Source organism: Massilia sp. LMS1-1-1.1, from assembly GCF_040815535.1.
Taxonomy (GTDB): domain Bacteria; phylum Pseudomonadota; class Gammaproteobacteria; order Burkholderiales; family Burkholderiaceae_D; genus Janthinobacterium; species Janthinobacterium aestuarii.
Genome location: NZ_JBFPNG010000056.1, coordinates 169,810 through 193,875 on the forward strand (window position 1 = coordinate 169,810; position 24,066 = coordinate 193,875).

22 protein-coding genes are annotated in these 24,066 nt (G+C 63.8%); 16 read left to right on the plus strand and 6 right to left on the minus strand.

Annotated features, from left to right (window positions below):
- Positions 1-15: 15 nt before the first annotated feature.
- Together MRBLMS1_RS25440 and MRBLMS1_RS25445 are read right to left on the minus strand one after the other, a co-directional pair.
- Complete coding sequence (locus MRBLMS1_RS25440) at positions 16-966, minus strand: 2-hydroxyacid dehydrogenase (protein WP_485882903.1); 951 nt, start codon at positions 964-966, stop codon at positions 16-18.
- A 258-nt stretch (positions 967-1,224) separates the two neighbouring features.
- Complete coding sequence (locus MRBLMS1_RS25445) at positions 1,225-1,902, minus strand: hypothetical protein (protein ID WP_485882905.1); 678 nt, start codon at positions 1,900-1,902, stop codon at positions 1,225-1,227.
- Positions 1,903-2,134: 232 nt separating this feature from the next.
- On the opposite strand from MRBLMS1_RS25445, the gene MRBLMS1_RS25450 reads away from it, so the two are divergent.
- The 9 genes from MRBLMS1_RS25450 (at position 2,135) to MRBLMS1_RS25490 (ending at position 12,850) form a co-directional block, all read left to right on the plus strand.
- Positions 2,135-4,342, plus strand: coding sequence for a TonB-dependent receptor (locus MRBLMS1_RS25450; protein WP_485882906.1), 2,208 nt, complete (start codon positions 2,135-2,137; stop codon positions 4,340-4,342).
- Between the two features lie 99 nt (positions 4,343-4,441).
- Positions 4,442-5,317, plus strand: coding sequence for a hypothetical protein (locus tag MRBLMS1_RS25455; protein WP_485882908.1), 876 nt, complete (start codon positions 4,442-4,444; stop codon positions 5,315-5,317).
- 82 nt (positions 5,318-5,399) lie between these two features.
- Entirely contained in the window at positions 5,400-6,527 is a 1,128-nt protein-coding gene (locus MRBLMS1_RS25460; RefSeq protein ID WP_485882910.1) for a sensor histidine kinase, read from the plus strand.
- A gap of 173 nt (positions 6,528-6,700) precedes the next feature.
- Positions 6,701-8,155 (plus strand): circularly permuted type 2 ATP-grasp protein, encoded by a 1,455-nt coding sequence (locus tag MRBLMS1_RS25465; RefSeq protein ID WP_485882912.1) that lies wholly within the window; start codon positions 6,701-6,703, stop codon positions 8,153-8,155.
- Positions 8,149-9,093: an alpha-E domain-containing protein gene (locus tag MRBLMS1_RS25470; protein ID WP_034748325.1), complete on the plus strand. Its 945-nt coding sequence runs from the start codon at positions 8,149-8,151 to the stop codon at positions 9,091-9,093. The genes MRBLMS1_RS25465 and MRBLMS1_RS25470 overlap by 7 nt, the downstream gene beginning before the upstream one ends.
- Positions 9,093-9,902 (plus strand): transglutaminase family protein, encoded by an 810-nt coding sequence (locus MRBLMS1_RS25475; protein WP_128141526.1) that lies wholly within the window; start codon positions 9,093-9,095, stop codon positions 9,900-9,902. Before MRBLMS1_RS25470 ends, MRBLMS1_RS25475 begins: the two co-directional genes overlap by 1 nt.
- Positions 9,903-9,993: 91 nt before the next feature.
- Complete coding sequence (locus MRBLMS1_RS25480) at positions 9,994-10,872, plus strand: proteasome-type protease (protein WP_034748331.1); 879 nt, start codon at positions 9,994-9,996, stop codon at positions 10,870-10,872.
- A gap of 108 nt (positions 10,873-10,980) precedes the next feature.
- Positions 10,981-12,321 carry an alpha/beta hydrolase gene (locus MRBLMS1_RS25485; RefSeq protein WP_485882914.1) on the plus strand — a complete coding sequence of 447 codons (1,341 nt, stop codon included), beginning with the start codon at positions 10,981-10,983 and terminating at the stop codon, positions 12,319-12,321.
- Positions 12,322-12,424: 103 nt separating this feature from the next.
- Complete coding sequence (locus MRBLMS1_RS25490; RefSeq protein ID WP_034787417.1) at positions 12,425-12,850, plus strand: Fur family transcriptional regulator; 426 nt, start codon at positions 12,425-12,427, stop codon at positions 12,848-12,850.
- Between the two features lie 5 nt (positions 12,851-12,855).
- On the opposite strand, the gene MRBLMS1_RS25495 is transcribed toward MRBLMS1_RS25490, so the two are convergent.
- The 4 genes from MRBLMS1_RS25495 to MRBLMS1_RS25510 are packed head-to-tail and all read right to left on the minus strand — an operon-like array spanning position 12,856 to position 16,448.
- Entirely contained in the window at positions 12,856-13,374 is a 519-nt protein-coding gene (locus MRBLMS1_RS25495) for a GNAT family N-acetyltransferase (protein ID WP_485882916.1), read from the minus strand.
- A 44-nt stretch (positions 13,375-13,418) separates the two neighbouring features.
- Positions 13,419-14,207, minus strand: coding sequence for a HoxN/HupN/NixA family nickel/cobalt transporter (locus tag MRBLMS1_RS25500; RefSeq protein ID WP_485882918.1), 789 nt, complete (start codon positions 14,205-14,207; stop codon positions 13,419-13,421).
- Positions 14,204-15,202: a CobW family GTP-binding protein gene (locus MRBLMS1_RS25505; RefSeq protein ID WP_456149710.1), complete on the minus strand. Its 999-nt coding sequence runs from the start codon at positions 15,200-15,202 to the stop codon at positions 14,204-14,206. Before MRBLMS1_RS25505 ends, MRBLMS1_RS25500 begins: the two co-directional genes overlap by 4 nt.
- Before the next feature lie 19 nt (positions 15,203-15,221).
- Complete coding sequence (locus MRBLMS1_RS25510) at positions 15,222-16,448, minus strand: GTP-binding protein (RefSeq protein ID WP_485882921.1); 1,227 nt, start codon at positions 16,446-16,448, stop codon at positions 15,222-15,224.
- Between the two features lie 136 nt (positions 16,449-16,584).
- Here MRBLMS1_RS25510 and MRBLMS1_RS25515 point away from each other — a divergent pair, with 136 nt between their 5' ends.
- From MRBLMS1_RS25515 to MRBLMS1_RS25545, 7 genes are all read left to right on the plus strand, one after another.
- The gene (locus MRBLMS1_RS25515; protein WP_485882923.1) at positions 16,585-17,247 is read left to right on the plus strand and encodes an ABC transporter ATP-binding protein; all 663 of its coding nucleotides are present in this window, start codon (positions 16,585-16,587) and stop codon (positions 17,245-17,247) included.
- The gene (locus tag MRBLMS1_RS25520) at positions 17,244-18,422 is read left to right on the plus strand and encodes an FtsX-like permease family protein (RefSeq protein ID WP_485882925.1); all 1,179 of its coding nucleotides are present in this window, start codon (positions 17,244-17,246) and stop codon (positions 18,420-18,422) included. Before MRBLMS1_RS25515 ends, MRBLMS1_RS25520 begins: the two co-directional genes overlap by 4 nt.
- A gap of 12 nt (positions 18,423-18,434) precedes the next feature.
- Entirely contained in the window at positions 18,435-18,902 is a 468-nt protein-coding gene (locus MRBLMS1_RS25525; RefSeq protein ID WP_485882927.1) for a DUF3299 domain-containing protein, read from the plus strand.
- A complete protein-coding gene (locus MRBLMS1_RS25530; protein WP_485882929.1) occupies positions 18,899-19,348 on the plus strand; it encodes a TlpA family protein disulfide reductase in 450 nt (149 codons plus the stop codon). Before MRBLMS1_RS25525 ends, MRBLMS1_RS25530 begins: the two co-directional genes overlap by 4 nt.
- Before the next feature lie 89 nt (positions 19,349-19,437).
- Positions 19,438-21,534 carry a bifunctional 2',3'-cyclic-nucleotide 2'-phosphodiesterase/3'-nucleotidase gene (locus tag MRBLMS1_RS25535; RefSeq protein WP_485882931.1) on the plus strand — a complete coding sequence of 699 codons (2,097 nt, stop codon included), beginning with the start codon at positions 19,438-19,440 and terminating at the stop codon, positions 21,532-21,534.
- A gap of 56 nt (positions 21,535-21,590) precedes the next feature.
- Positions 21,591-22,295 carry a tetratricopeptide repeat protein gene (locus tag MRBLMS1_RS25540; protein WP_485882933.1) on the plus strand — a complete coding sequence of 235 codons (705 nt, stop codon included), beginning with the start codon at positions 21,591-21,593 and terminating at the stop codon, positions 22,293-22,295.
- A 282-nt stretch (positions 22,296-22,577) separates the two neighbouring features.
- Entirely contained in the window at positions 22,578-24,014 is a 1,437-nt protein-coding gene (locus tag MRBLMS1_RS25545) for a catalase (RefSeq protein WP_485882935.1), read from the plus strand.
- Positions 24,015-24,066 lie beyond the last annotated feature (52 nt).

Here is a 24,066-nt window from a genome sequence, read left to right on the forward strand (position 1 = left end):
CGCGGCGGCGCAAGGTCAGGACACGGGCGTGGGCAGCGGCAAGCCGGCAAAGTGGGCATGCAGGTTATCGACCACCAGCTGGCCCATCGCATGCCGCGTTTCCACGGTCAGGCTGCCCACGTGCGGCGTGAGCACGACGTTGGGCAAGGCGCACAAGGCGGCCGGCACACGCGGCTCGTCGGCAAACACGTCGAGGCCGGCCGCGCCCAGATGGCCGTCCTGCAAGGCGGCGATCAGCGCGTCTTCGTCGATCAGCGCGCCACGGGCGATATTGATCAGGGTGCCTTGCGGGCCGAGCGCGTCGAGAACGCTGCGGTCGACGATCTTGCGCGTGGCCGGCGTGCCCGGCGCGCAGACGATCAGATAATCGCTTTCCTGCGCCAGGGCCAGCAGCGATTCCGCGCGCGGCACAGGAGTCTCCGCAATGGCGCGCGGCTGGAAGTAGCGCACGTGGATGCCGAAAGCGGCCAGGCGCAGCGCAATGGCCTGGCCGATCTGGCCGAAACCGAAGATGCCGGCCGTCTTGCCGCGCAGGCTGGACGCGGGGGCGATGGCCTCGCGGCGTTCCCAGCCGCCGTCGCGCACGAAACGGTCGAGCGCCACGATATGCCGCGCGCTGGCCAGCAGCAGGGCCAGCGCCACGTCGGCCACGTCGTCCGTCAGCACGTTCGGCGTGGTGGTGACGGCGATACCCCGTTCGCGCGCCACGTCGAGCGCCACGCCATCGAGACCCACGCCATTGACGGCGATGATTTCCAGCGCGGGCAGCAAGCCCATGTCGGCGGCGCTCAAGCCCAGCGCGCCCGTCGTGACGACGGCGCGGATGCGCGGCGCGCGCTCGGCCAGCCAGGCGTCGCGTTCGTCCGCCGGCACTTGCCAGGCGTGATGACAGGTGTATTGCTGTTCCAGCTGCGCGTTGACGGCAGCCGAAGGGCTGGGAGCAAGGATGAGGAGGTCGGGGGGCATGGGCGTCCTGGGTCGTGTCGACAAGATTTGCAGACGCAACTTAGCATATTTCAGACCATGGCAGGGATGACAACCCTATTACCGTCCCTGAAACCCTGCCCGGCGCGCGGTCTTTTCCCGCGTGGGGCTACCCCATCCAATCGTAGGTCGGCTTAGCCCAACGGGCGTAAGCCGACAAGCGCCGCCACAAAGATTGTCAGATTACGCTGCGCTAATCTGACCTACAGCTAATCTGAGCTGCACAACCTTCCATCCGACTCAACCCGGGCAAGGCACTCTTTTCACCTTGCCGCCCGTCTTGAACGGGTCGGCGCCCGCGCCCGGGTTTGCGTCGAGCCCAAAGCATGTGGCGCCGCCGGCGCTGACGACGCGCGTGGCGGGGCGGCCGTCGGCCGTCAGGTATTCCTCCACGCGGATGACGGGGCCGCCGCGCCAGGCCGAGGCGACCAGCTTCTGGAAGGTGCTGTCGCTCTTGAGTTCGGTCGTGGCCAGCCAGGGCTTGTCTTGCCTGGTTTCGCCGCGCAAGGCCTTGTCGGCGGCCCCGGCAGCCAGCCGGGCGCGCGTGCGCAAGTCTGTGGTGGACGGTATCGTGGAGGGTGCCGCAGGCAATTCCTCGGCGGGTACGGTGATGACTTCCGCTGCCACGGCGGGCGGCGCGGCAATTGCGGACGGCGCTGTAGCCCGCGCGCGCGGCATGGGAACCGGCACCGGCAGCGGCAAGGCCAGCGGTGGCGCCTGCGGCGCTGGCCGAGGCGGCAGCAGGGTCATGAACGCCACTTCCGTGTATTGCTTCAGTTGCCGCGCCGGCAGCAGCAGGAAATACAGACCCAGCGCATGCATGGCCAGGATCAGCGCGACGGCCGCGCCTTTCAGGCTCAAGCCCCGCCGTATGCGCAGGCGCATGGAAGCGGACGGTAGATGGCGGAGCAATGGCATGCGGTTTCCTGTGGGCGCCGGGCGCGATGGCCCATTCTAGCGAAACTTGACCATAGGCATTAATAAATCCACAAGGTACCGTCTGGCGCGCCTTTTTTCTCCAGATTCCAGTGCCTGGCTTGCCCGGTGTTGTACAAATGACGACTTTTTGATCGCTTTCTCACACTTTTCCACGCTGTGCGCCACGCTGGAATATAATGATAATCATTCTCATTAATATCCAGACAACACCATGCGCTCCTTCCACCTCGTCCCTACCCCGTTCGCCCTGGCCGCCTTCCTGCTGGCCAGCGCCGCCGCCCATGCCCAGACCACGCCGGCTGGCGACGCGCAAACCATGCCGACCGTTGTCGTTAATGCCTCGGCCGATGCGTCGGCGGAAGGCTTGTCGAAGGCGTATGCGGGCGGCCAGGTGGCGCGCGGCGGGCGCATGGGCATCCTGGGGTCCGTGGACATGATGGACTCGCCATTCGGCAGCACCAGTTATACGCAGCAATTCATTACCGACCAGCAGGCGCGCAGCGTGGGCGACTTGCTGCAGAGCGATGCGGCCGTGCGCATGTCGCGCGGCTATGGCAATTTCCAGGAAGTATATGTAATCCGCGGCTTCGCCCTTGATTCGGACGACGTGGCGTATAACGGCCTGTATGGCGTGCTGCCGCGTCAATATGTATCGCCGGAATTGATCGAGCGCGTGGAAGTGTTCCGTGGCGCCAGCGCCTTCCTCAACGGCGCGGCGCCGGGCGGCAGCGGCATCGGCGGCGCCATCAACCTGATGCCCAAGCGCGCCGGCAACACGCCATTGACGGAATTGACGGTGGGCGTGGAATCGGGCGGCCACGCCTATGCCGCCATCGACGTGGCGCGCCGCTTTGGCGAGAACAAGGAATTTGGCGTGCGCGTGAACGCCGCCAAGCGCCAGGGCGAGACCAGCATCAAGCGCGAAGACCACGACGTGGGCATGTTTTCCGTCGGTCTCGACTACCGCGGCCGCGGCTACCGCCTGTCGGCCGATGCCGGCTACCAGAATTTCGATCTGACGGCGCCGCGTCCCTCCGTCAACACGGGCAGCCTGACGGCCTTGCCTGGCGCGCCCGATGCATCGAAGAACTTTGCCCAGCCGTGGAGCTATTCGAAGGAGCACGATGTGTTCGGCACAGCGCGCGCCGAAGTGGACCTGGCCAAGGATGTCGTGGCCTGGGCCGCGTTCGGCAGCCGTTCGACGAAGGAATCGAACAGCCTGGCCCAACCGACGTTGAGCTCGCTCAATGGCGATGCCAGCGTGTACCGTTTCGACAATGCCCGCAAGCAGGAAATCCGCACGGGCGAACTGGGCATCCGCGGCAAGCTCACGACGGGCGCCGTCAAGCACACCCTGGTGGCCAGCTGGTCCGGGCACTGGAACGAGGCGAAGAATGCGTATGCGATCAGCGACTATGCGGGCTTGCCGACGAATATCTACCGTCCGCTGGACGTGGCCATGCCGCCCACCCTGCCCGACAACTCGGGCGGCGTGATGAGCGACCCGCGCCTGACGCAAAAAACCATCCTCAGCAGCTACGCCGTGGCCGACACCATGGCCTTTCTCGACGACCGGCTGCTGCTGACCGTGGGCCTGCGCCGCCAGCAGATCCGCGACGCGGCATATGCCTACGGCACGGCCGTGCAATATTCCAGCTATGACAAGAGCGCCACGACGCCTGTGGCCGGCATTGTCTTCAAGGCCAGCAAGAACGTGTCGCTGTACGCCAACTACATCGAGGCGCTGGTCAAGGGTCCCGTTGCCAGCGGCACCTATTTTGATGGCCAGAACGACGTGCCGCTGAGCAACAAGGGCGAAGTCTTCTCGCCCTACAAGTCGAAGCAGAAGGAAATCGGCGTCAAGTACGACGGCGGCAAACTGGGCATGAGCGCCGCCCTGTTTTCCACGGCCAAGCCTTTGCCTGCCGTGGTCGACTCGCGCGCCACCCTGTCGGGCGAACAGCGCAACCAGGGCCTGGAACTGTCCATCTTCGGCACGCCGATGGCGGGCGTGCGCCTGCTGGGAGGCCTGACCTGGCTTGATACGGAACAGCGCAAGACGGACAAGCCGGCCAACAATGGAAAGCATGCCATCGGCGCGCCAAAAACACAGCTCAGCGTGGGCGGCGAATGGGACGTACCCGGTGCGCCCGGCTTAAGCCTGAATGCCCGCACTGTCTACACGTCGACACAGTATGCTGACCTGGCCAACAGCAAGCAACTGCCATCGTGGACCCGCGTCGACATCGGTGCACGCTACCTGACGCAGGTGGCCGGGCATGACGTGACCTTGCGCGCGCGCATCGACAACGTGGCCGACCGCAGCTACTGGGCCTCGGCCGTCTCCTCGTTCGACGCCGGCAGCCTGGTGCTGGCCGCGCCGCGCACCTTCGTCGTGTCGGGCAGCGTGGCGTTTTAAATAGCTGGCAGTCCATGCCGTCACGAAAGCTGCCTTCGGGCAGCTTTTTTTTCGCGTGTACGCCTGTGCCGCAAGCGGCGCTTCGGCGACAATGCCCGCATGAAACGATACCCTGCCCTGCTGCTCTTGCTTTGCCTGTCCCTGCCTGCCGCTGCCCAAAAGCAAGCGGCCTGCCCGTATGCCGCCTGGAAAAGCGGCTTCAAGGGCGATGCGCGGGCGCAAGCCACTTGTTTGCTGCGTCCTGTGAAACTGTATGCGCGCCTGGGCGACAGCGTGCCGCTGCCCGAGTTTCTTGCCGCCCGCATCGGCCAGCGCACGGGCATCGCGCCTGCCAGGCTGCGCACCTGGCTTGCCGAGCAAGGCATCGCCGAAGCCGACGTGGGCGGCGCCGTCGATGCACCGCTGTCGCGCGCCGTGGGCCGGCTGGCCGCGCCCATGGCCCGCTATTTCGTCATCCACGACACCAGCTTCCCGAATTTCTTATTGAAAAGCATTCCCGATCACATCAACGACGCCAGCTGGGATTTCAACGACTTTACCTTGCGCAATCCGGCGCTGGGCGGCGGTCCGAAAGGCCACGTGTACGTGAACCGCCTGGGCGGCTCGCTGCAAGTGCGCGACTTCGGCACGGCCAGCTACGCCAGCAAACTGGAGAAGGACAAGCCGTCGCTGACGGGCCTGTTCCTGCACGTGGAACTGGTGCAGCCGCGCAACTCCGTACCCGGCGGCGGCAAAGGCAACGACGGGCTGGCGCCCGATCCCGGTTTTACGCCTGCGCAATACGAGCGCCTGGCCCTGCTGTACATCGCCGCCAGCGTGCGCAAGGGCACGTGGCTGATCCCCGCCTTCCACGCCGTGCTCGATACGGGCTTTGCGAATGGTCATGACGATCCGCAGAACTTTTCGCTGGAGCAATGGGATACGGCCCTCAGCCATTTGAGCGCAGTCATGACAGGCGCCCACACGCCGAATTGAGTATCACTGCAAGCCGATTTGGGGGATACTGTACCTCCCGCTTTTTACCGCGCGGGTGCCGTGCTGTCGATGGGGAGCTGCGATGACCTATGCCTCTGACCAGAAAATGCATGTACTGGACATGCCCGCGCGCACGCGGCGCATCTTCAGCATGCGCGATGCCGTGCTGACGCAATGGGAACACGAGGTGCGCGCCAAGGTGCGCGGCGCCGATGCCTTGCTGACACCGATATTGATCAATACCTTGCCCGCCTTCTTCGACAACCTGGCTGAAGCGCTGACACCAGGATATCCGCGCGACAATGCCACCAGCCATACCAATGCCCCTGCCGTGCACGGCAACGAACGGGCGCGCATGACCAGCTATGGCCCGGAGCAAGTGATCCAGGAATACCAGATCTTCCGCGACTGTTTCGCCGATGCGGCCCTCGAAGCGGGCGTGCCGCTGCGGCGCCGCGACTGGAAGGTGATCAATGCCTCGATCGATACGGGCATCCGCGAAGCCATCCTGGAATTTACTGCCATGCATGAAAGCTTCCAGCGGCGCATCGCGGCCGGCCTGTCGCACGACATGCGCAATCCCCTCTCCGTCATGCTCAACAGCGCCCAGCTGCTGCAGCGGCGCGCGCAGCAGCTCGACGTACCGGCCCTGGCATCGAAAATCATCGAACACGGCAAACGCCTCGACGACATGATCCAGGAATTGCTCGATACGCTCAGCTACCATCGGGGGCAAAAGCTGCCGCTGGTCTTGCATCGCTTCGATATCCTGCCGCTGGCAAGGCAGGTGGCCGACAGCGTGAATACGGGCCATCCGGGCAAGTGCGAGGTCACGGGCGCGTCCGTCACCGGCTGGTGGTGCGAAAATTCGCTGCGCCGCGCCCTGGAAAACCTCGTGGGCAACGCCCTCAAGTATGGCGACGACGGCCCCATCCATATCCACATCAACACCCTGCGCGAACGCATGATACTTACCGTGCACAACACGGGCAGCACTATCGCCCCGGAGCAGACCGAGCGCATCTTTGAATACCTGCGCCGCGAACACCAGGGCAGCGCGCCCGGCTGGGGCATCGGCCTGCCCTTCGTGCAAAACGTGGCGGAAAGCCACGGCGGCAGCGCGCTGGTCGACAGCGCGCCGGAAACGGGCACCACGTTTACCATCGACCTGCCCATCGATTGCCGGCCCTTTGTCACGCCGGACGCCTGACCTCGCCGCCACCTGCCCCAACACCGGCATTTTCCGCGCAGTAACGCACCAATACGGTGCGGATGACGGTTTTACGCCACAAAAATGGTCATTTTTTACATACTTTCGGCTGCGCGGCACTGGCACGATTTCTGCTGAGCTATAGTCAGACACGGCTCAAGGGAAATCACAACATGGCAAATTTTTTCAATGAAATGACTGCAAATGACGTGGGTACGGACAACAAGGTACGTGAACACTATCGTGAATTCAGCAACTGGCTGGAGCAGCAATCCCCCGAGACCATCGCCCGCAAGCGGGCCGAAGCCGACCTGACGTTCCGCCGGGTCGGCATCACGTTCGCCGTCTATGGCGACGATGCCGGCACGGAACGCCTGATTCCGTTCGACACCATCCCCCGCATCATCCCCGCCGCCGAATGGGCGCAGATGCAGACGGGCCTGGTGCAGCGCGTGCAAGCCTTGAACATGTTCATCCATGATATTTATCATGAGCAAAACATCATCAAGGCGGGCATCATTCCTGCCGAGCAGATATACAAGAATGCCCAGTACCGCCCGGAAATGCAGGGCATTTCCGTCGCCTCCGACATTTACGCCCACATCGCCGGCGTCGACATCGTGCGCGCGGGCCAGGGCGAATTCTATGTGCTGGAAGACAACCTGCGCGTGCCCTCCGGCGTGTCCTACATGCTGGAAGACCGCAAGATGATGATGCGGCTGTTCCCGGAACTGTTCGCGCGCAACCGCATCGCGCCCGTCGACCATTACCCGGACATGCTGCTCGACAACCTGCGCTCCGTCGCCCCCATGGGCGTCGATGACCCCACGGTCGTCGTCATGACGCCGGGCATGTACAACTCCGCCTACTTCGAACACGCGTTCCTGGCCCAGCAGATGGGTGTGGAACTGGTCGAAGGCAAGGATCTGTTCGTCAACGACAACTCGGTGTACATGCGCACCACGCGCGGCCCCAAGAGAGTCGACGTGATTTATCGCCGCGTGGACGACGATTTCCTCGACCCGCTGGCTTTCCGCTCCGATTCCTCGCTGGGCGTGCCCGGCCTGCTGTCCGTGTATCGCGCCGGCCGGGTGACCCTGGCGAACGCCATCGGCACGGGCGTGGCCGACGACAAGTCGATCTACCCGTTTGTGCCCGACATGATCAAGTTTTACCTGTCGCAAGAACCAATACTCAACAACGTACCGACGTACCAGTGCCGCAAGAGCGCCGATTTGTCCTACGTGCTGGCGAACCTGGCGAAACTCGTCGTCAAGGAAGTGCATGGCGCGGGCGGCTACGGCATGCTGGTGGGACCGGCGTCCAGCGCCGCGCAGATCGAGGACTTCCGCCAGCGCCTGCTGGCCAATCCGGGCGGCTACATCGCCCAGCCGACCCTGGCCCTGTCCGCCTGCCCCACGTATGTCGAGGCCGGCATCGCGCCGCGCCACATCGATTTGCGCCCGTTCGTGCTGTCCGGCAAGACGATTTCCATGGTGCCCGGCGGCCTGACCCGCGTCGCGCTCGGCGAAGGCTCGCTCGTGGTCAACTCCTCGCAAGGGGGCGGCACCAAGGATACCTGGGTACTGGAAGCCACATCCGCTTTTGCAGGAGAGAAAACATGCTGAGCCGCACCGCCGATCATTTGTTCTGGATGGCCCGCTACACGGAGCGGGCGGAAAACACGGCCCGCATGCTCGACGTCAACATGCAGACCTCGATGCTGCCCCAGTCCGAACAGGACGCGGAGCAAGGCTGGCGCGCCACCCTGGGGATTTCCGAGCTGCAAAGTGCGTACGACCATAAATATGGCCGTTTTCATACACGCGACGTGCTCGACTTCATGGTGCGTGACCCGAACAACCCATCGTCCATCCTGGCCTGCCTGACGGGTGCGCGCGAAAACGCCCGCGCCGTGCGCGGTACCCTGACGACGGAAGTGTGGGAAATCCAGAACGCCACCTGGCTCGACATGCAGAAGCGCTTGAAGAGCAATCTGCTGGAAACGGACCCCAGCCAGTTCTTCGAATGGGTCAAGTACCGCTCGCACCTGTCGCGCGGCGTCACTTTAGGCACCATGCTCAAGGACGAGGCCATCCATTTCATCCGCCTCGGCACCTTCCTCGAGCGGGCCGACAACACGGCGCGCATCCTGGACGTAAAATTCCACGGCGCGCGCGACACGTCGAAAGATATCACCCAGCGCGATTTTTACTACTGGGCGGCCCTGCTGCGCTCCGTCTCCGGCTTCGAGATCTACCGCAAGGTCTACCGCGACGTGATCACCCCGGCACGGGTGGCGGAATTGCTGATGCTGCGCGGCGACATGCCCAGGTCCCTGCTTGCCTGCATGGATGACGTGGTGGAAAACCTCAAGCACATCCGCAACGATGTATCGGCCGATACGGAACGGTTTGCCGGCAAATTGCACGCGGAATTGAAATTCGGCCATATCGACGACATTATGAAGGCGGGCTTGCACCTGACTTTGACGGAGTTTCTGGAAAACATCTACGACCTGGGCAACCGGGTCAGCCGCGATTTCCTCGTTCCCTTGGCGGCCTGATGCAGCTCACCATCCGCCACGAAACCCATTACGCCTACAGTGCGCCGCTGGCCTACACCATCCAGCAGCTGCACCTGACGCCGCGTATCGAGCCGCAGCAGCGGGCCCTGTCCTGGCAAATCACGACGCCGGGCCAGTGCCACGCCTACACGGATGCCTACGGCAACTTGTCGCACATGCTGACGATCAACGGCAGCCATCACTCCCTGAGCCTGGTGGCGCATGGCGTGGTGGAAACCATCTACCCGCACAAGGGACGTCTGAACCTGATCGATACCTTGTCGCCCCTGTTGTTTACCATGCCGACGCCGCTGACGCAGGCCGATCCCGCCATTCTCGACCTGGCGGCCGCCAGCTTGCCGGACCGGAGCGTGACGGCGGGCACTGGCCATCTGCTGCGCCTGGCCGAGCACATCGTCGGCAAGGTCGCGTATGAAAGCGGCGCCACCATGGTCACCACCACGGCCGGCGACGCCCTGGCCCTGGGACGCGGCGTGTGCCAGGACCACGCTCACCTGTTCCTGGCCTGCTGCCACGCCTGGGGCATCCCGGCCCGCTATGTATCCGGCTATATCGATCCGGGCACGACGGGCCACGCGGCCAGCCATGCCTGGGTCGACGCCTGGGCCGAAGACAGGGATTTCGCGGGCTGGGTCAGCATCGACGTCACGCATGCGCGGCTGATGACGGATGCGTATTGCCGCCTGGCCATCGGGCGCGACTACGATTCGGCGGCCCCCGTGCGCGGCGTGCGCCAGGGTGGCGGCACGGAAACCTTAAGAGTCGATGTGCAGATCGTGCCCGTGTAAACAGGCAGGAATGAGGCTGGCCGGGCCTTGCCAGCGGTATGCCGGGCCCGGCTGGTGTAAAATGCTTCCCCTTTTGATTTGATTTACGACGATGACTTATTGCATAGGCATGCGCCTGAACGAAGGCCTGGTCTTCCTGTCCGACTCCCGCACCAACGCCGGCGTGGACCAGGTAGGCACCTTCCGCAAGATGAGCGTGTTTGAAAACCCGGGCGACCGCATGCTGGTCCTGATGACGGCCGGCAATTTGTCGATCTCGCAGGCGATCCGCCAGATCGTTTCCGAACACGTCGATGCGGATGGCCGCAGCATCTGGAACGTGGCCAGCATGTACGATGCGGCACGTATCGTGGGCGAAGCCGTGCGCACCGTGCACTTGCGCGAAGCGAAGGCCCTGGCCGACTGCGGCATCGATTTCAACGTCAGCATCATTCTGGGCGGACAGATAGGCGCCGAGCGCTGCCGATTGTTCCAGGTGTATTCGGCCGGCAATTTCATCGAATCGCACGATGAAAACACATATTTCCAGATCGGCGAAGCCAAGTATGGCAAGCCCATCATCGACAGGGTCGTCAACCCGTTCACGCGCCTGGACGAGGCGGCCAAGTGCGCGCTGATCTCCATGGATTCGACTCTGCGTTCGAACATTTCCGTCGGCTTGCCGCTCGACCTGCTCGTCTACGAGACAGGCAGCCTGGCCGTCACGCGCTTTGTCACCATTGATGAAAAGAACCAGTATTTCCGCATGATCCGCGACACGTGGGGCGAACAATTGAAACAGGTGTTCGAAGGCATCGTCGATCCCGTGTGGAATGCGGCGCCCGAGACGACGACGAACGTGCTGTCGTCCGCCAACATGCACAGCAAGCCCGTGCGCGTGGCCATTCCCGAGCACGTGAGCCGCGGCGGCCTGACCGTGGCGCCGCTGCAATCGTTGGCGCAGCAGTTCAGCGACGACAAGCAGCATTGATCTGCCGCGCACCGGCTGCGCGCGGTGCTGGACAAGTCGCTTTTCGCGTGCTTTTATGGCAATATGGGTTGATATTTAATCCAGATTGACCTGAAAGGCAGGTGGCGCATGGACTTGATCACTTCCGCTGTGGTGGCGGCCATCGGGCATGGCGCTCCCGGCCATGCGGCCGAAGCCATCGCCAGCCATTATGAGCGGCTCAAGCAGGCCATCGCCAAGTTCGACAGCGCCGCCGCCATCCTGGCCGCCATCGCCGCACTGGAAGCCGAGCCTGCCAATAACCAGCTGCAACTGGCCCTGTCGGCCGCCCTGTCCAGCGCGAAAGTGCCGGACGACATGGAGACCCTGTTTGCCGCGCAAGGCTTGCTCGACGCGGTGCAGCGGCCTTTGCCCCAGGCACCCGACGTGGAAGCCGTACCCGCCCCGGCCGATAAAAGCGCCGTCGTGTCGAATTATGCCGTCGTCAAAGTGTATTTCGCCACGGACCGCCAGCGCGACGTGGGCAAGCCGCCGGCCCAGCGCTTCAGCGGCGAACGCAACATCCTGGGCGGCAATGGCCCTCTCAGCTATGGCAGCTGCGACATCAGCATCCCCCGCGACCATCGCATGGGCCAGCTGGAATCGCCATCGCTGTGGCGCCTGGAATTTCGCGACGACCCGGCCAAGCACGTGGTGGTGCTGTCCGCCGAGGTGCAGGACCGCGACAACTTCTTTGCCGCACTCAAAACCCAGATCCGCGCCTCGGCCGATAAAAGCGCCTTTCTCTTCGTGCACGGCTACAACGTGAGTTTCGAGGATGCGGCGCGGCGCACGGGACAGATGGCCTACGACCTCGGTTTCAACGGCGCGCCCGTGTTCTACAGCTGGCCGTCGCGCGGCGGCGTGGCCGGCTACACCATCGATGAAAACAATATCGAATGGAGCACGCCCCACCTTACGGCCTTCCTGGCCGACTTTCTCGCCAGCACGGAGGCGGCGCAAGTCTATCTGGTGGGCCACAGCATGGGCAGCCGAGGCCTGGCGCGGGCCGTGGCCGACTTGCTGGCCGCGCAGCCGCAGCTGGCGCAAAAGATCACGGAAATCATCCTGTCCGCACCCGATATCGACGCGGCCATCTTCAAGCACGACATCGCACCGAAACTGGCCGGCGCGCGCAACCCCGTCACCTTGTATGCCTCGTCGCAAGACCTGGCCCTGGCCGCCTCGAAAGCCGTGCACGGCTACGCGCGCGCGGGCGACAGCGGCGCCGGCATGCTGATCGTGGCTGGCGTGGAAACCATCGACGCCAGCGGGGTCGACACGAGTTTCATGAAACACACGTATTTCGCGGAAAAGCGCTCCGCCCTGTCCGACATGTTTTATCTGATACGCAACCATGCGCGCGCCGACCAGCGCTTTCTCGACCCCGTCGACACGGTGGCCGGCCGCTATTGGACGTTCAAACCGTGACGCCGTTCCATCCGGAGCGGCACGCATGCTAAGATACGGCCCAGAGGGTGGCAACGGGCACGGCGATGACGCCGCCAGCCTATCCCCCGCAAGCAGGCCTATCATGTTGACATCATCTTCTACACCGCAAGCCGAATCGCTGATCCGCAACACCAACGCCCGCGTCACCAAGACGCGCGTGAAGGTGCTCGACTTTTTAATGGCGCAAAGCCGTTCGCTGACCCACCATGAAATCCAGCAGGCGCTGTCGCAGGACAGCGATATCGATTCCGTCACCCTGTACCGGGTACTGGAATGGCTGACGGAAAATGAACTCGTGCACCGCATCGCGGGCGCCGACCAGGTGTGGCGCTTCAGCGCGGGCGCCGGCCATCAGGCGCACGAGCACGCGCACTTCCAGTGCACCAAATGCGCGAACGTCACCTGTTTCAATGAAGTCAAGCTGCCGCCGCCCGTGCTGTTACCGGAAGGCTTCAGCGGCGGAGAAGTCGATTACCTGATCAAGGGCCTGTGCCCGCGCTGCAAATAGCGGTGTCACTTCAGCAGCAAGGCCAGGTGATGCTCGTCATAGAACAGCTCACCGACGTGCATCGAGCGCGGCTCCGTGCCATACGCGATAAATCCCAGCGATTCATACAGGCCCAAGGCGGCATTGTTTTCCGCATTCACGCTCAAATGCACTTGCATGATGGCAGGGTCGCGTTCGGCCTGTTCGATGCAGGCGTTGACGAGGCGCCGCGCCACGCCCTTGCCCCGCTGCGTCACGTCGACAAACACGCCCCACAGCAAGGCCTTGTGCGACAACTGGCGCATCGTTTCGCGCTGCAATCCGGCAAAACCGACGAGACGATCGCCATCGAAGGCGCCAAAGCCGCGTTGAAAGGCGCCGCCGGCAATGCGCTGCGCATGTTCTTCCGGCGTGCGCGCCAGCTCGTCTTCACGCGACGAAGAAAACGAGCTGGGCGAATCGAGGATGGCGCGCAGGCGCAGCGCGCAAAAAGCAGGGGTGTCGGCTGGCGTCAGCAGGCGGATGACGATATCGGGTGCGGGCATGTTGGAATCCGGCAGTTTTTTTCCATTATACCCACGCCCCCGCCTCAGGCACGCACGCGGCGCAAATCCAGCAAAGTCCAGCCGTACAGGGCCGCCATCAGCAGCACCATGGCCGCGCCCAGTGCCGCCGTCCAGCTTTCCGGCAGCGACCACGCGGCGTCAAACTTGCCGGCCACCATGTATCCAGCCATGACCACGCAGATGGCGACGATGGGCCAGCCCAGGCGGCGCCGGAAGGCGCGCACGATGTCCATCTTGCCGGTGCGCATAACCTTTGCCGTGACCCAGCCATCGAAGGTATCCGTCACGCCCATGCCCACGGCAAACACGAGGCCGGTGAGCAAGGCCGGCTGCATGCCGCCCAGCGCGACGGCCGCGTAGCCCCAGGCGGCCGCCTGCAGGGCCGTGTCGAAGACGAGCGCGAACAGCATGCCGACGAGGATGGCGGCGAGCGGTCCCGAAGCGCCTCGCAGCGCCCGCGGCAGCAGCCGGCCGCGCACCTCGGCCAGTTGCGCGCCGGCCAGCAAGCTGCGCGCATTCATGCCGGCGATCAACAGCAGCAAGGCAATGGGCAGCCATTCCAGCCAGCCGAACACGGCCTCCGACGGTGTAAATTGCTGCGACGCGACAGCGGCGACAGCGACGATGGCCAGCACGGTGACGCCATGGCCCAGCGCAAACAGCGCGCCCATCCATGGCGCCCAGCGCGGCGCGGCGGCCTGGCTGCGCAAGGTCAATCCATCGACGGCGGCCAGATGATCGGGTTCCAGCCCATGCCGCATGCCGAGGAGAAAGATCAACGCCAGGGCGGGCAAGCCCGCTTCCACGCTCATGCCGCCACCTCGCTTACGCTGGCCGTCACGCAGCGGTCCAGACCGCGTATCAACATATCCTGCGGCAAGTCGCGGCCGATAAAGATGATCTTGCTGGCGCGCGTCTCGCCGTCGCGCCACGGCGCGCCCAGCTCCGAGCCCATCAGCATGTGCACGCCCTGGAACACGGCGCGGCAATCCAGGTCGGCCACGTACAAAATGCCCTTGTAGCGCATCAGCTGGGTACCGAACAGCTGCACCACGGCATCGAGAAAATTTTCCACCTGCAGCAGATCGAGGGGCTGGGACTGGTGATAGACGAACGATTGCACGCCGTCGCCATGGCGGTGGCCCAGCTCCCCCAGGAAATCCGGCTCCAGCTCGACGATGGCGTTCAAGTTGAAGCCGCGAATATTCAGGATGTCGCGCAGCGGCACATTGCCAAAGCGCACTTTCTGTATGCTGGCGCGGCCATTGATGGCGACCAGGCGCTGGCGCAACGCGGCCAGCTCTTCCTTGCTGACCAGGTCCGTCTTCGACAACAGGATGCGGTCGGCAAAACCCACCTGCTCCTGCGCTTCCTTGTGCGCCGTCAATTGCTGCTGCGCGTGGCGCGCATCGACCACCGTCAGGATGGCGTCGAGCATGTAGTACTCGCTGACGGAGGGTTCCGCGAAGAAGGTTTGCGCCACGGGCCCAGGCGCGGCCAGGCCCGTCGTTTCGATGATCACGTGGTCGAAGGCAATGGTTCCTGCCGCGCGCCTGGCCTGCAGTTCACCGAGGATGCGGATCAAGTCGCCGCGCACGCTGCAGCAGATGCAGCCATTGTTCATTTCCACGATCTGCTCGTCGCTATCTTGCACCAGCAAACCGTGATCGATGCTTTCGGCGGCGAATTCGTTTTCGATCACGGCGATGCGCACGCCGTGATCGCCCTGCAATATGCGCTTGAGCAAGGTGGTTTTCCCGCTGCCGAGAAAACCCGTGATGATGGTAACGGGGATCAGTTCTGTCATATTGCTTTCCTGTCGGTGGTTAATCTTCGAGTTCTTCCATGCGCTGCCATTGCGGGAACGGGTCGGGCAGCTTGCGCCAGGCGGCCATGCCCCGGCGCGTTTCCGTGTAGTTGAGTTGACATTTCTTCAAGTCCGCCTCGATGGCGGCCTGGTCCATGTCCTGGCCGATGAAGACGAGTTCCTGGTAGCGGTCGCCATACGTTTCGCTCCAGCCCGCTTTAACTTCCGCCAGCGAGGCCGCATCCGTTGGCCAGCGCTCCTTCGGCACGGACGCCCGCCACAGGCCCACGGGTTCGATATTCATCAGCTTGCCCGCGCCGGACAGGCTGGCTACCCATTCGGGGCGGCTGGCCAGCCAGAAATATCCCTTGCTGCGCACCACGCCCTTGATCGGCTGGGCAATGTAGTCATGCAGGCGCTGCGCGTGGAATGGCTCCTTCGACCGGTACACAAAACTGCTGATGCCATAGGTGTCCGTTTCCGGCGTGTGCACGCCGGCCAGCTCCTGCGCCCAGCCCGGCATGCTGGCCGCCTGTTCCAAGTTGAACAGATTCGTGCCCAGGATGGCGTCGAGCGGCACGACGGACTGGTTGGTTTCGATGATGCGCGCGCCAGGATTCAACGCCTTGATGACGGCCAGCACGCGCAGGCGCTCGCCCGCATCGACCATGTCAACCTTGTTGAGGACGATGACATTGGCAAACTCGATCTGTTCCGTCAGCAAATTGGCCAGCTGACGGTCGTCGCCCTCACCCGCGATCTCGCCGCGCTGTTCCAGGCTGTCTTCGCTGTGGAAATCGTTGAGCAAGTTGGCGCAATCGACGACGGTGACCATGCAGTCGATCTGCGCCACGTCGTTCAGGCTGTCGCCGTGCTCGTCTTCGAAGTCGAAGGTGGCGGCGACGGGCATCGGCTCGCCCACACCCGTCGATTCGATCAGCAAATAATCGAAGCGGTCTTCCGCGGCCAGGCGCCGCACCTCCAGCAACAGATCGTCGCGCAGGGTGCAGCAGATGCAGCCGTTCGACATTTCCACGAGTTTTTCTTCCGTGCGCGACAGGGCCGCGCCGGCCGCTTCGGCACTGTCTTTCACGAGCGAGGCATCGATATTGACTTCGCTCATGTCGTTGACGATGACGGCCACGCGCTTGCCTTCGCGGTTGCGCAGTATGTGGTTGAGCAAGGTGGTCTTGCCGGCGCCGAGAAAGCCGGACAGGACGGTGACGGGGAGTTTGCGCTGGGTCATGGGTATCTTTCAGATGGGCAATTAAGGAGGCAATGGACCTTGGATTTTAAATGCAAGTCTATTGCGTTTGAATTATAATGCAGCTCAGTTGCATTTGTGCGGCAATCTTTGCCGGCCTGACTTCCGAAAGAATTCCATGCTCCACCTCGCCTCTTTGACCTATGGCTATGACCATGCCAGCCCCGTGCTCGATATCGACGCCTTCCACTTGCCCGCCGGGCAGCACGCACTGCTGCTGGGGCCGTCCGGCTCCGGCAAATCGACCTTGTTGCATTTGCTGGCGGGCATCCTGGCGCCCCAGGCGGGCCGCCTTGAAGTGGCGGGCCGGTCCCTGCCCGGCCTCACCCCGCGCCAGCGCGACAGCTGGCGCGGCCGCACCATCGGCTTGCTGCCCCAGCAACTGGCGCTGGTGCCCAGCTTGAACGTACTCGACAATGTCTTGCTGCCCGCCTACGCCAGTGGCCAGCGCGCCGATCCGGTCCGCGCGGCCAGCTTGCTGGGCCAGTTGGGCCTGGCCAACAAGCTCAACGCTTACCCGCATGCCTTGAGCGGCGGCGAACGGCAACGGGCCGCCATCGCGCGCGCCGTCGTCATGCGCCCGCGGCTGATCCTGGCCGACGAGCCGACGGACAACCTCGACGACGACGCCTGCGCTGCCGTCGTCAAGCTGATGGCCACCCAGGCTGCGCAAGTTGGCGCCTCGCTGGTGATTGCCAGCCACGACGCCAGGGTGCTGGCCGCCATGCCCGACGCGCTCGTGCTGCGCCTGCCCCGCTCCAGCTCCAGAGTGGTGGCATGAACGCGGCCACCCTGGCCTGGCGGGCCCTGCGCCACAAGCCGCTGGCGTCCAGCCTGAATCTGCTGCTGGTGGCCATCGGCATCGCCATGATGACGTTCATTCTCGGCGTATCAAGCCAACTGGAAGAGCACGCCGAACGCGATGCCCAGGGCATTGACCTGGTGGTGGGCGCCAAGGGTTCACCGCTGCAGCTGATCCTGTCGTCCGTGTATCACGCCGATATTCCGACCGGCAATATTCCCGACAGCGCGCTGGCCGCGCTGGCCGCGCAGCCGCTGGTCAAATCCGCGATCCCGCTCGCGCTGGGCGACAATTTCCACGGTTTCCGCATCGTCGGCACCACCACGGCACTGCTCGACCATTACGGCGCGCGCCTGGCGCAAGGAAAACTGTTCACGCTGCCGATGCAAGCCGTGTTCGGCGCACAGGCGGCGCGCGAAACAGGCGCCACCCTGGGCGCCCGCTTTGCCGGCTCGCACGGTCTGGCGGCCGGCGGCGAAGTGCACGACCATGCGCCCTACACGGTGGCGGGCATTCTGGCGCCCACGGGTACCGTACTCGACCGCTTGATCATCACGCCCGTCGCTTCCGTGTGGCAAGTGCACGAAACGGACCCCGACGAACCAGCGGCAACTGCGCCCCAGCGCGAACTGACGGCCGTGCTGGTGCGGTACGCATCGCCCCTGGCCGCCATCAGCCTGCCGCGCTGGGTGAATGGCCAGCCGCGCCTGCAGGCGGCCCAGCCCGCTTTCGAATCGGCACGGCTATTCAATCTCTTGGGCGTGGGCATCGATGTGTTGCGAGCGATTGCCGCCGGCGTGCTGCTGGTGGCGGCCCTGTCGCTGTTCGTGGCGCTGTATGGCGCGCTGGAAGAGCGCAAGACAGACCTGGCCATCCTGCGCACCCTGGGCGCCTCGCCCGGCAAGCTGCTGCGTTTGCTGCTGGCGCAAGGCTTGCTGTTGTCATTGACGGGCGCGGCGCTGGGCTGGCTGCTGGGCCATGCCGGTGTTGGCTTGCTGGAATCGATGCAGCAACTGAATCTGCAAGCGTGGCGCATCGCGCCCGGCGAGGCGTGGCTGCCCGTCATTGCCGTGGCGGTGGGCTTGCTGGCCGCCGCCCTGCCCGCCATTCGCGCCTACCGCACCGATATCGCCGCCACCCTAGCGCGTCCCTGAAAGGAAACGAACATGCTGAAAATCATGCTATTGAGCGTTGGACTGCTGTTGGCCGGCAGTGCCTGCGCCGCGCCCGCCGACGAACCGCCGTCGTTCTTCGCGCCCTTGACGGACTTGCCCGGCGTCGTGTCGTGGAAACTGCTGGGCAAGGCCACCACGGTCAAGGCGAAAAAAGGCCGCATGGTGCCGAAATACACGCCGGAAATCAGTGCGCTCGACAGTACGGACGTGAAAGTGCAAGGCTTCATGATGCCCTTGGAACCGGGGCAAAAGCAGAAACACTTCCTGCTGACCGTCACCTCGGCCAGTTGCCCCTTCTGCCTGCCGGCCGGTCCGGAAGGCGTGGTGGAGATCAAGAGCAGGACGCCCGTGAAATTCAGCTATGCGCCGTTCATCGTGCAAGGCAAGCTGAAAGTGCTGGCCAGCGATCCCATGGGCTTGTATTACCGCATGACGGACGCGGCCGTGGTGCCGCAATGACGCGCTGGCCGGCGCTATTGCTGTTGCTTGCCGGCCATGCGGCTGCCGCGCCGCTATCCTTCGACTTGAGCCGGCTCGATGGCGATGGCCGGCTGAAACTCAGCCAGTTCCAGAACCAGCCAGTGGTGCTGAACTTCTGGGCCAGCAACTGCCTGCCGTGCATCCGGGAGCTGCCGATATTGCATGCCCACGCCGCCAGCCAGCCCGGTTTGCCCTTCATTGGCATCGCCATCGACATGCGAGCGGCCGCGCAAGCGTTCCTGCGGCAGCACCGGGCCAGCTATCCCCAGGCCCTGGCCTCACCCGCCTTGCTGCCCATCTTTGGCAATAAAATCAAGGGCTTGCCGTACACAGTCATTCTAACTTCTCAACATCGGATCTGCACGCGGCGCCTGGGGCCCGTCGATGCGGCCTGGCTGGCCAAGGCCGTGGCCGCCTGCGCGTAAGCCTGTATCCATGCGCCTTGCACGGCTGTCATCGCCGCGTCACATGGCGGCGTTACAGTCGCGTCCTTTGAATCTCTGCGAGGGCGGTAATGAAAACAAATAGGGTCATGCTGGCGGCGCTGGCAAGTGCGGGTCTCGTTGCTTGCAACGGCAGTTCAAACACGGCGCCGGCCATTCCCGAAGGCACGACGGTCACCGTGGCATTGCTGGAAACCACCGATATCCACTCGAACGTGTTGAGCTATAACTACTATGCGCTGGCCGAAGACACGAGCCTGGGCCTGGAACGCACGTCGACCCTGATCCAGGCGGCGCGCGCGGAAAATCCGAACAATGTGCTGCTCGACGATGGCGACGTCATCCAGGGCACCTTGCTGGCCGACCTGCAGGCCGTGGCCGCACCCGTTCCGTGCAGCGGCACGCTGGCCGTGCACAAGGCCATGAATGCGCTGAAATACGACGCGGGCGGCATGGGCAACCATGAGTTCAACTACGGCTTGCCATACCTGAGCCAGATCACCAACACGGATTTCGGCATTCCCGGCGTGGCCAAGCCGACGGGCACGTGCGGTGCGCCCGCCTTCCCTTCCGTGCTGAGCAATGTCGTCGGCGTGGCCAGCGGCAAGCCGATTTTCCAGCCCTACACGGTGCTGCCGCGCGAATTCGCCGCCACGGCACCCGATGGCAGCAAGCTGAGCGTGAAAATCAATGTGGGCGTGCTGAGCTTTGTACCGCCGCAAATCCTCGAATGGGATCAGAAAGTGCTCGCTGGCAAGGTCAGCGTGACGGGCGTGCAGGAAGCGGCGAAACAGTACGTGCCGGAATTGCGCAGCAAGGGCGCCGACCTCGTCGTGGCCCTGTCGCATGGCGGCCTGGACACGAGCGCCTACAGCCCGAAGATGGAAAACGGCAGCTATCATTTGACCACCACGGGCATCGATGCGCTGATGATTGGCCATTCGCACCTGATCTTCCCGAAAGGCAAGGAAGTGGGCGCGGCCGCGCTGGACGCCTCGTTTGCCGCCTTCCCGGCCAGCGCCAAGATCGACGCCGTCAACGGCTTTGTGAACGGCGTACCGACCGTCATGGCGCAAAGCTGGGGCCGCCGCTTGGGCATCATCAAGCTGACGATGGTGTATCAAAGCGGCAAGTGGGTAGTGCAGCCGGCCAAGACGACGGTGGAATCGCGCGGCTTCAAGTACACGGATGGCACGACTCTCGTGAAAGCCGACCCGGCCATCGCGCCGCTCGTTGCCACCGAGCACGCGGCCACCATCGCCTACGCCAAGCAGCCGCTGGGCATCAGCACGGATTTCGAGATGTCGGCCTATTTCGCGCTGGTGGGCGACGTGAGCGCCATCCAGCTGGTGAACCAGGCGCAGCTCGACTACGTGAAGAACTTCATCGCCACCAGCACGGATGCCACCTTGGCCAGCTACAAGAATATCCCCGTCATCTCGTGCAGCGCGCCGTTCAAGGCGGGCCGCAACGGACCGTCCGACTTCACGGACGTGGCCGCGGGTGCGACGCCGGCCGCACCGATCGGCTTGCAGGTGCGCAATCCGGGCGACTTGTATTTGTATAGCAATAACAATCTGCAAGCCGTCAAGATCAAGGGATCGGACTTGAAGGCCTGGCTGGAAACGTCGGCCAAGCAATTTGCCCAGATCGACCCGGCCAGCAGCGCCGAGCAGGACCTGGTGCCGACGTATGGCACGATCTATAACTATGACGTGTTCTACGCGGAAAACAATGCGCTGACGTACCAGATCAACGTGACGAAAAAACCGGGCAGCCGCATCGTCAACCTCACATACAAGGGTGCGCCCGTGGCCGACGGCGATGACTTCATCGTTGCCACCAACGACTACCGCGCCGGTGGCGGCGGCGCCGTGCCCGGCATCGACGGCAGCAAGACCATCATCAAGTCGCCCGATGCGAACCAGGCCGTGGTCAGCAACTACCTGGCGTCGCTGAGCACCAAGGGCGGCAAGGTGACCCTGGCGGCCAATGGCAGCGCGCGCAGCTGGAGCTTCGTCAAGACGGCCACGGCAGGTCCCGTGATCCTGCGCTCGGCGCCGGGCCATCTGGCACTGGCGCAAGGCAGCGGCATCACCAACGTGGCGGCCGAAGGCGGACTCGACGCCAGCGGTTTCGCCAAGTACCGCATCGACCTGAGCAAATAAGGTCCATGGGCCGGGACTGCGGTGGTTCCGGCCTGTCTTGATGAAAGCTGATCCAGATGAAACACGCACTCTCCCTGCCCGCCGTCGTGCTGGCCACCGTCCTGGCCACTATACTGGCCGCCTGCCAGTCGTCGCCACCGCCCACGGCGGCCGAAATCGAAGCCGTCGCCATGCATGCGCGCCAGGCAGGCGACCACCAGGCCGAACGTAAGGTACGCAGCTGGGCCAGCAAGGACATGCCCGTCGCCGAACGCGAACTGGCGCTGATTTACCAGGCCCGGCCCGAGCGCCGCGCCGATGCCTTGAGCCTGTTCGAACAGGCGGCCCGCGCGGGCGACACGGAAGCGGCCTTCGAGCTGGGTCAGATGCTGCGCGCCGCCACACCGGGCCAGGCGTGGCTGTGGTACCGGCAAGCGGCCCAGCAAGGCCATGCGAAGGCGGCCCTGATGCTGGGCTTGCTGGCGGCGAATGGCGAAGGCGTGCCCAAAGACCCCGTGATAGCCGCGCACTGGCTGGCCAGGTCAAGCGAGCTGGGCAATCCGCACGCCATGTTTTTGCTGTACAACGCCTACCGCGAGGGCCGCGGCGTGCCGCGCGACCTGGCCAAGGGCCATGCGCTGCTGGAAGAAGCGGCCCACCACGAATATCCGCCCGCCATCCAGGAACTGGCCATGACGGTGCAGGCGGACGATGCCCTGCGCGCCGGCCACCTGATGAAGGAAGCGACGGAGCACCGGCATAACAACTGGAACAAGTTTTAAACACTGGGCAAAAGGCCAGTGGCGTGATCGTAACCAGCCTTTATATACTTGCAACTTGCAAGCGTGCGGGAGCGGCAGCTATTCAGCGCTTATGATGCAAGGACGCCGCCTGAGCTTGCTCGGGCGGCGCGGCAAGCCATCCCGCATAAAAAAGTTTACACTGGTTTGCATTTTAGAAATTTTACTCTGGACCAGCCCCGGTGAGTGTTCATTCAACCCAGCCAGTGTTTGAGTAGCGCCGGTGCGTCCATTGCTCTGCCTAGCCATGAAAGAAAGAGTCCAATGAAAAAGCTGACCACCGCCTTTGGCGCGCCTGTCGTCGACAACCAGAACATCCAGACGGCCGGCCCGCGCGGCCCCGCCCTGCTGCAAGATGTGTGGTTCCTGGAAAAGCTGGCCCACTTCGACCGCGAAGTCATCCCCGAGCGCCGCATGCATGCCAAGGGTTCCGGCGCGTACGGCACGTTTACCGTCACGCACGACATCACGCGCTACACGCGGGCTAAAATCTTTGGAGAAGTGGGCAAGAAAACGCCGATGTTCGCGCGCTTTTCCACGGTGGCCGGCGAACGGGGCGCGGCGGACGCGGAACGCGACATCCGCGGCTTCGCCCTGAAGTTCTACACGGAAGAAGGCAACTGGGACCTGGTCGGCAACAACACGCCCGTCTTCTTCATGCGCGACCCCTTGAAATTTCCCGATCTGAATCACGCCATCAAGCGTGACCCGCGCACGGGCTTGCGCAGCGCCAACAGCAACTGGGATTTCTGGACTTCGCTGCCCGAAGCCCTGCACCAGGTCACGGTGGTGATGAGCGACCGTGGCTTGCCGCGCAGCTTCCGCCACATGCACGGCTTCGGCAGCCATACTTTCAGCTTCCTGAATGCGCAAAACGAGCGTTTCTGGGTCAAGTTCACCTTGAAAACCCAGCAAGGAATTCAAAACCTGACGGACGCCGAAGCGGAAGAACTGGTCGGCAAGGACCGCGAAAGCTCGCACCGCGACCTGTACGACAGCATCGAAAACAAGGATTTCCCCCGCTGGACCCTGTACGTGCAGATCATGCCGGAAAAAGAGGCAGGCACGTATCACCTCAATCCGTTCGACCTGTCGAAAGTATGGCCGCACGGCGACTATCCGCTGATCGAAGTGGGCGTGCTGGAGCTGAACCGCAATGCCGACAACCATTTTGCGGAAGTGGAACAGGCGGCCTTCAACCCGGCCAACGTGGTGCCCGGCATCAGCTTTTCTCCAGACAAGATGCTGCAAGGCCGCTTGTTCTCGTATGGCGACGCGCAGCGCTACCGGCTTGGCGTCAACCACAGCCATATCCCTGTCAACGCGCCGAAATGCCCGTTCCACAGCTACCACCGCGACGGCCAGATGCGGGTCGACGGCAACATGGGCGGCACCCTGGGCTATGAACCGAACAGCGAGCAGGAATGGGCCGAGCAGCCCGACTTCCGCGAGCCGCCATTGAGCCTGGAAGGTGCGGCCGACCACTGGAACCACCGCGTTGACGAGGATTACTATTCGCAGCCGCGCGCCCTGTTCCGCCTGATGACCGCGGCGCAGCAGCAAGCCTTGTTCGACAACACGGCGCGCGCCATCTCGGGCGCGTCGGAGCAAGTCAAACAACGCCACATCGGCAACTGCACCCTGTGCGACCCCGCCTATGGCGCGGGCGTGGCCGAAGCGATCGGCCGCCTGAGCAAGTAAGGCAAGCTGATAAACGATGCGGAAGACCTGGCAACAGGCCTTCCGCCGCAGC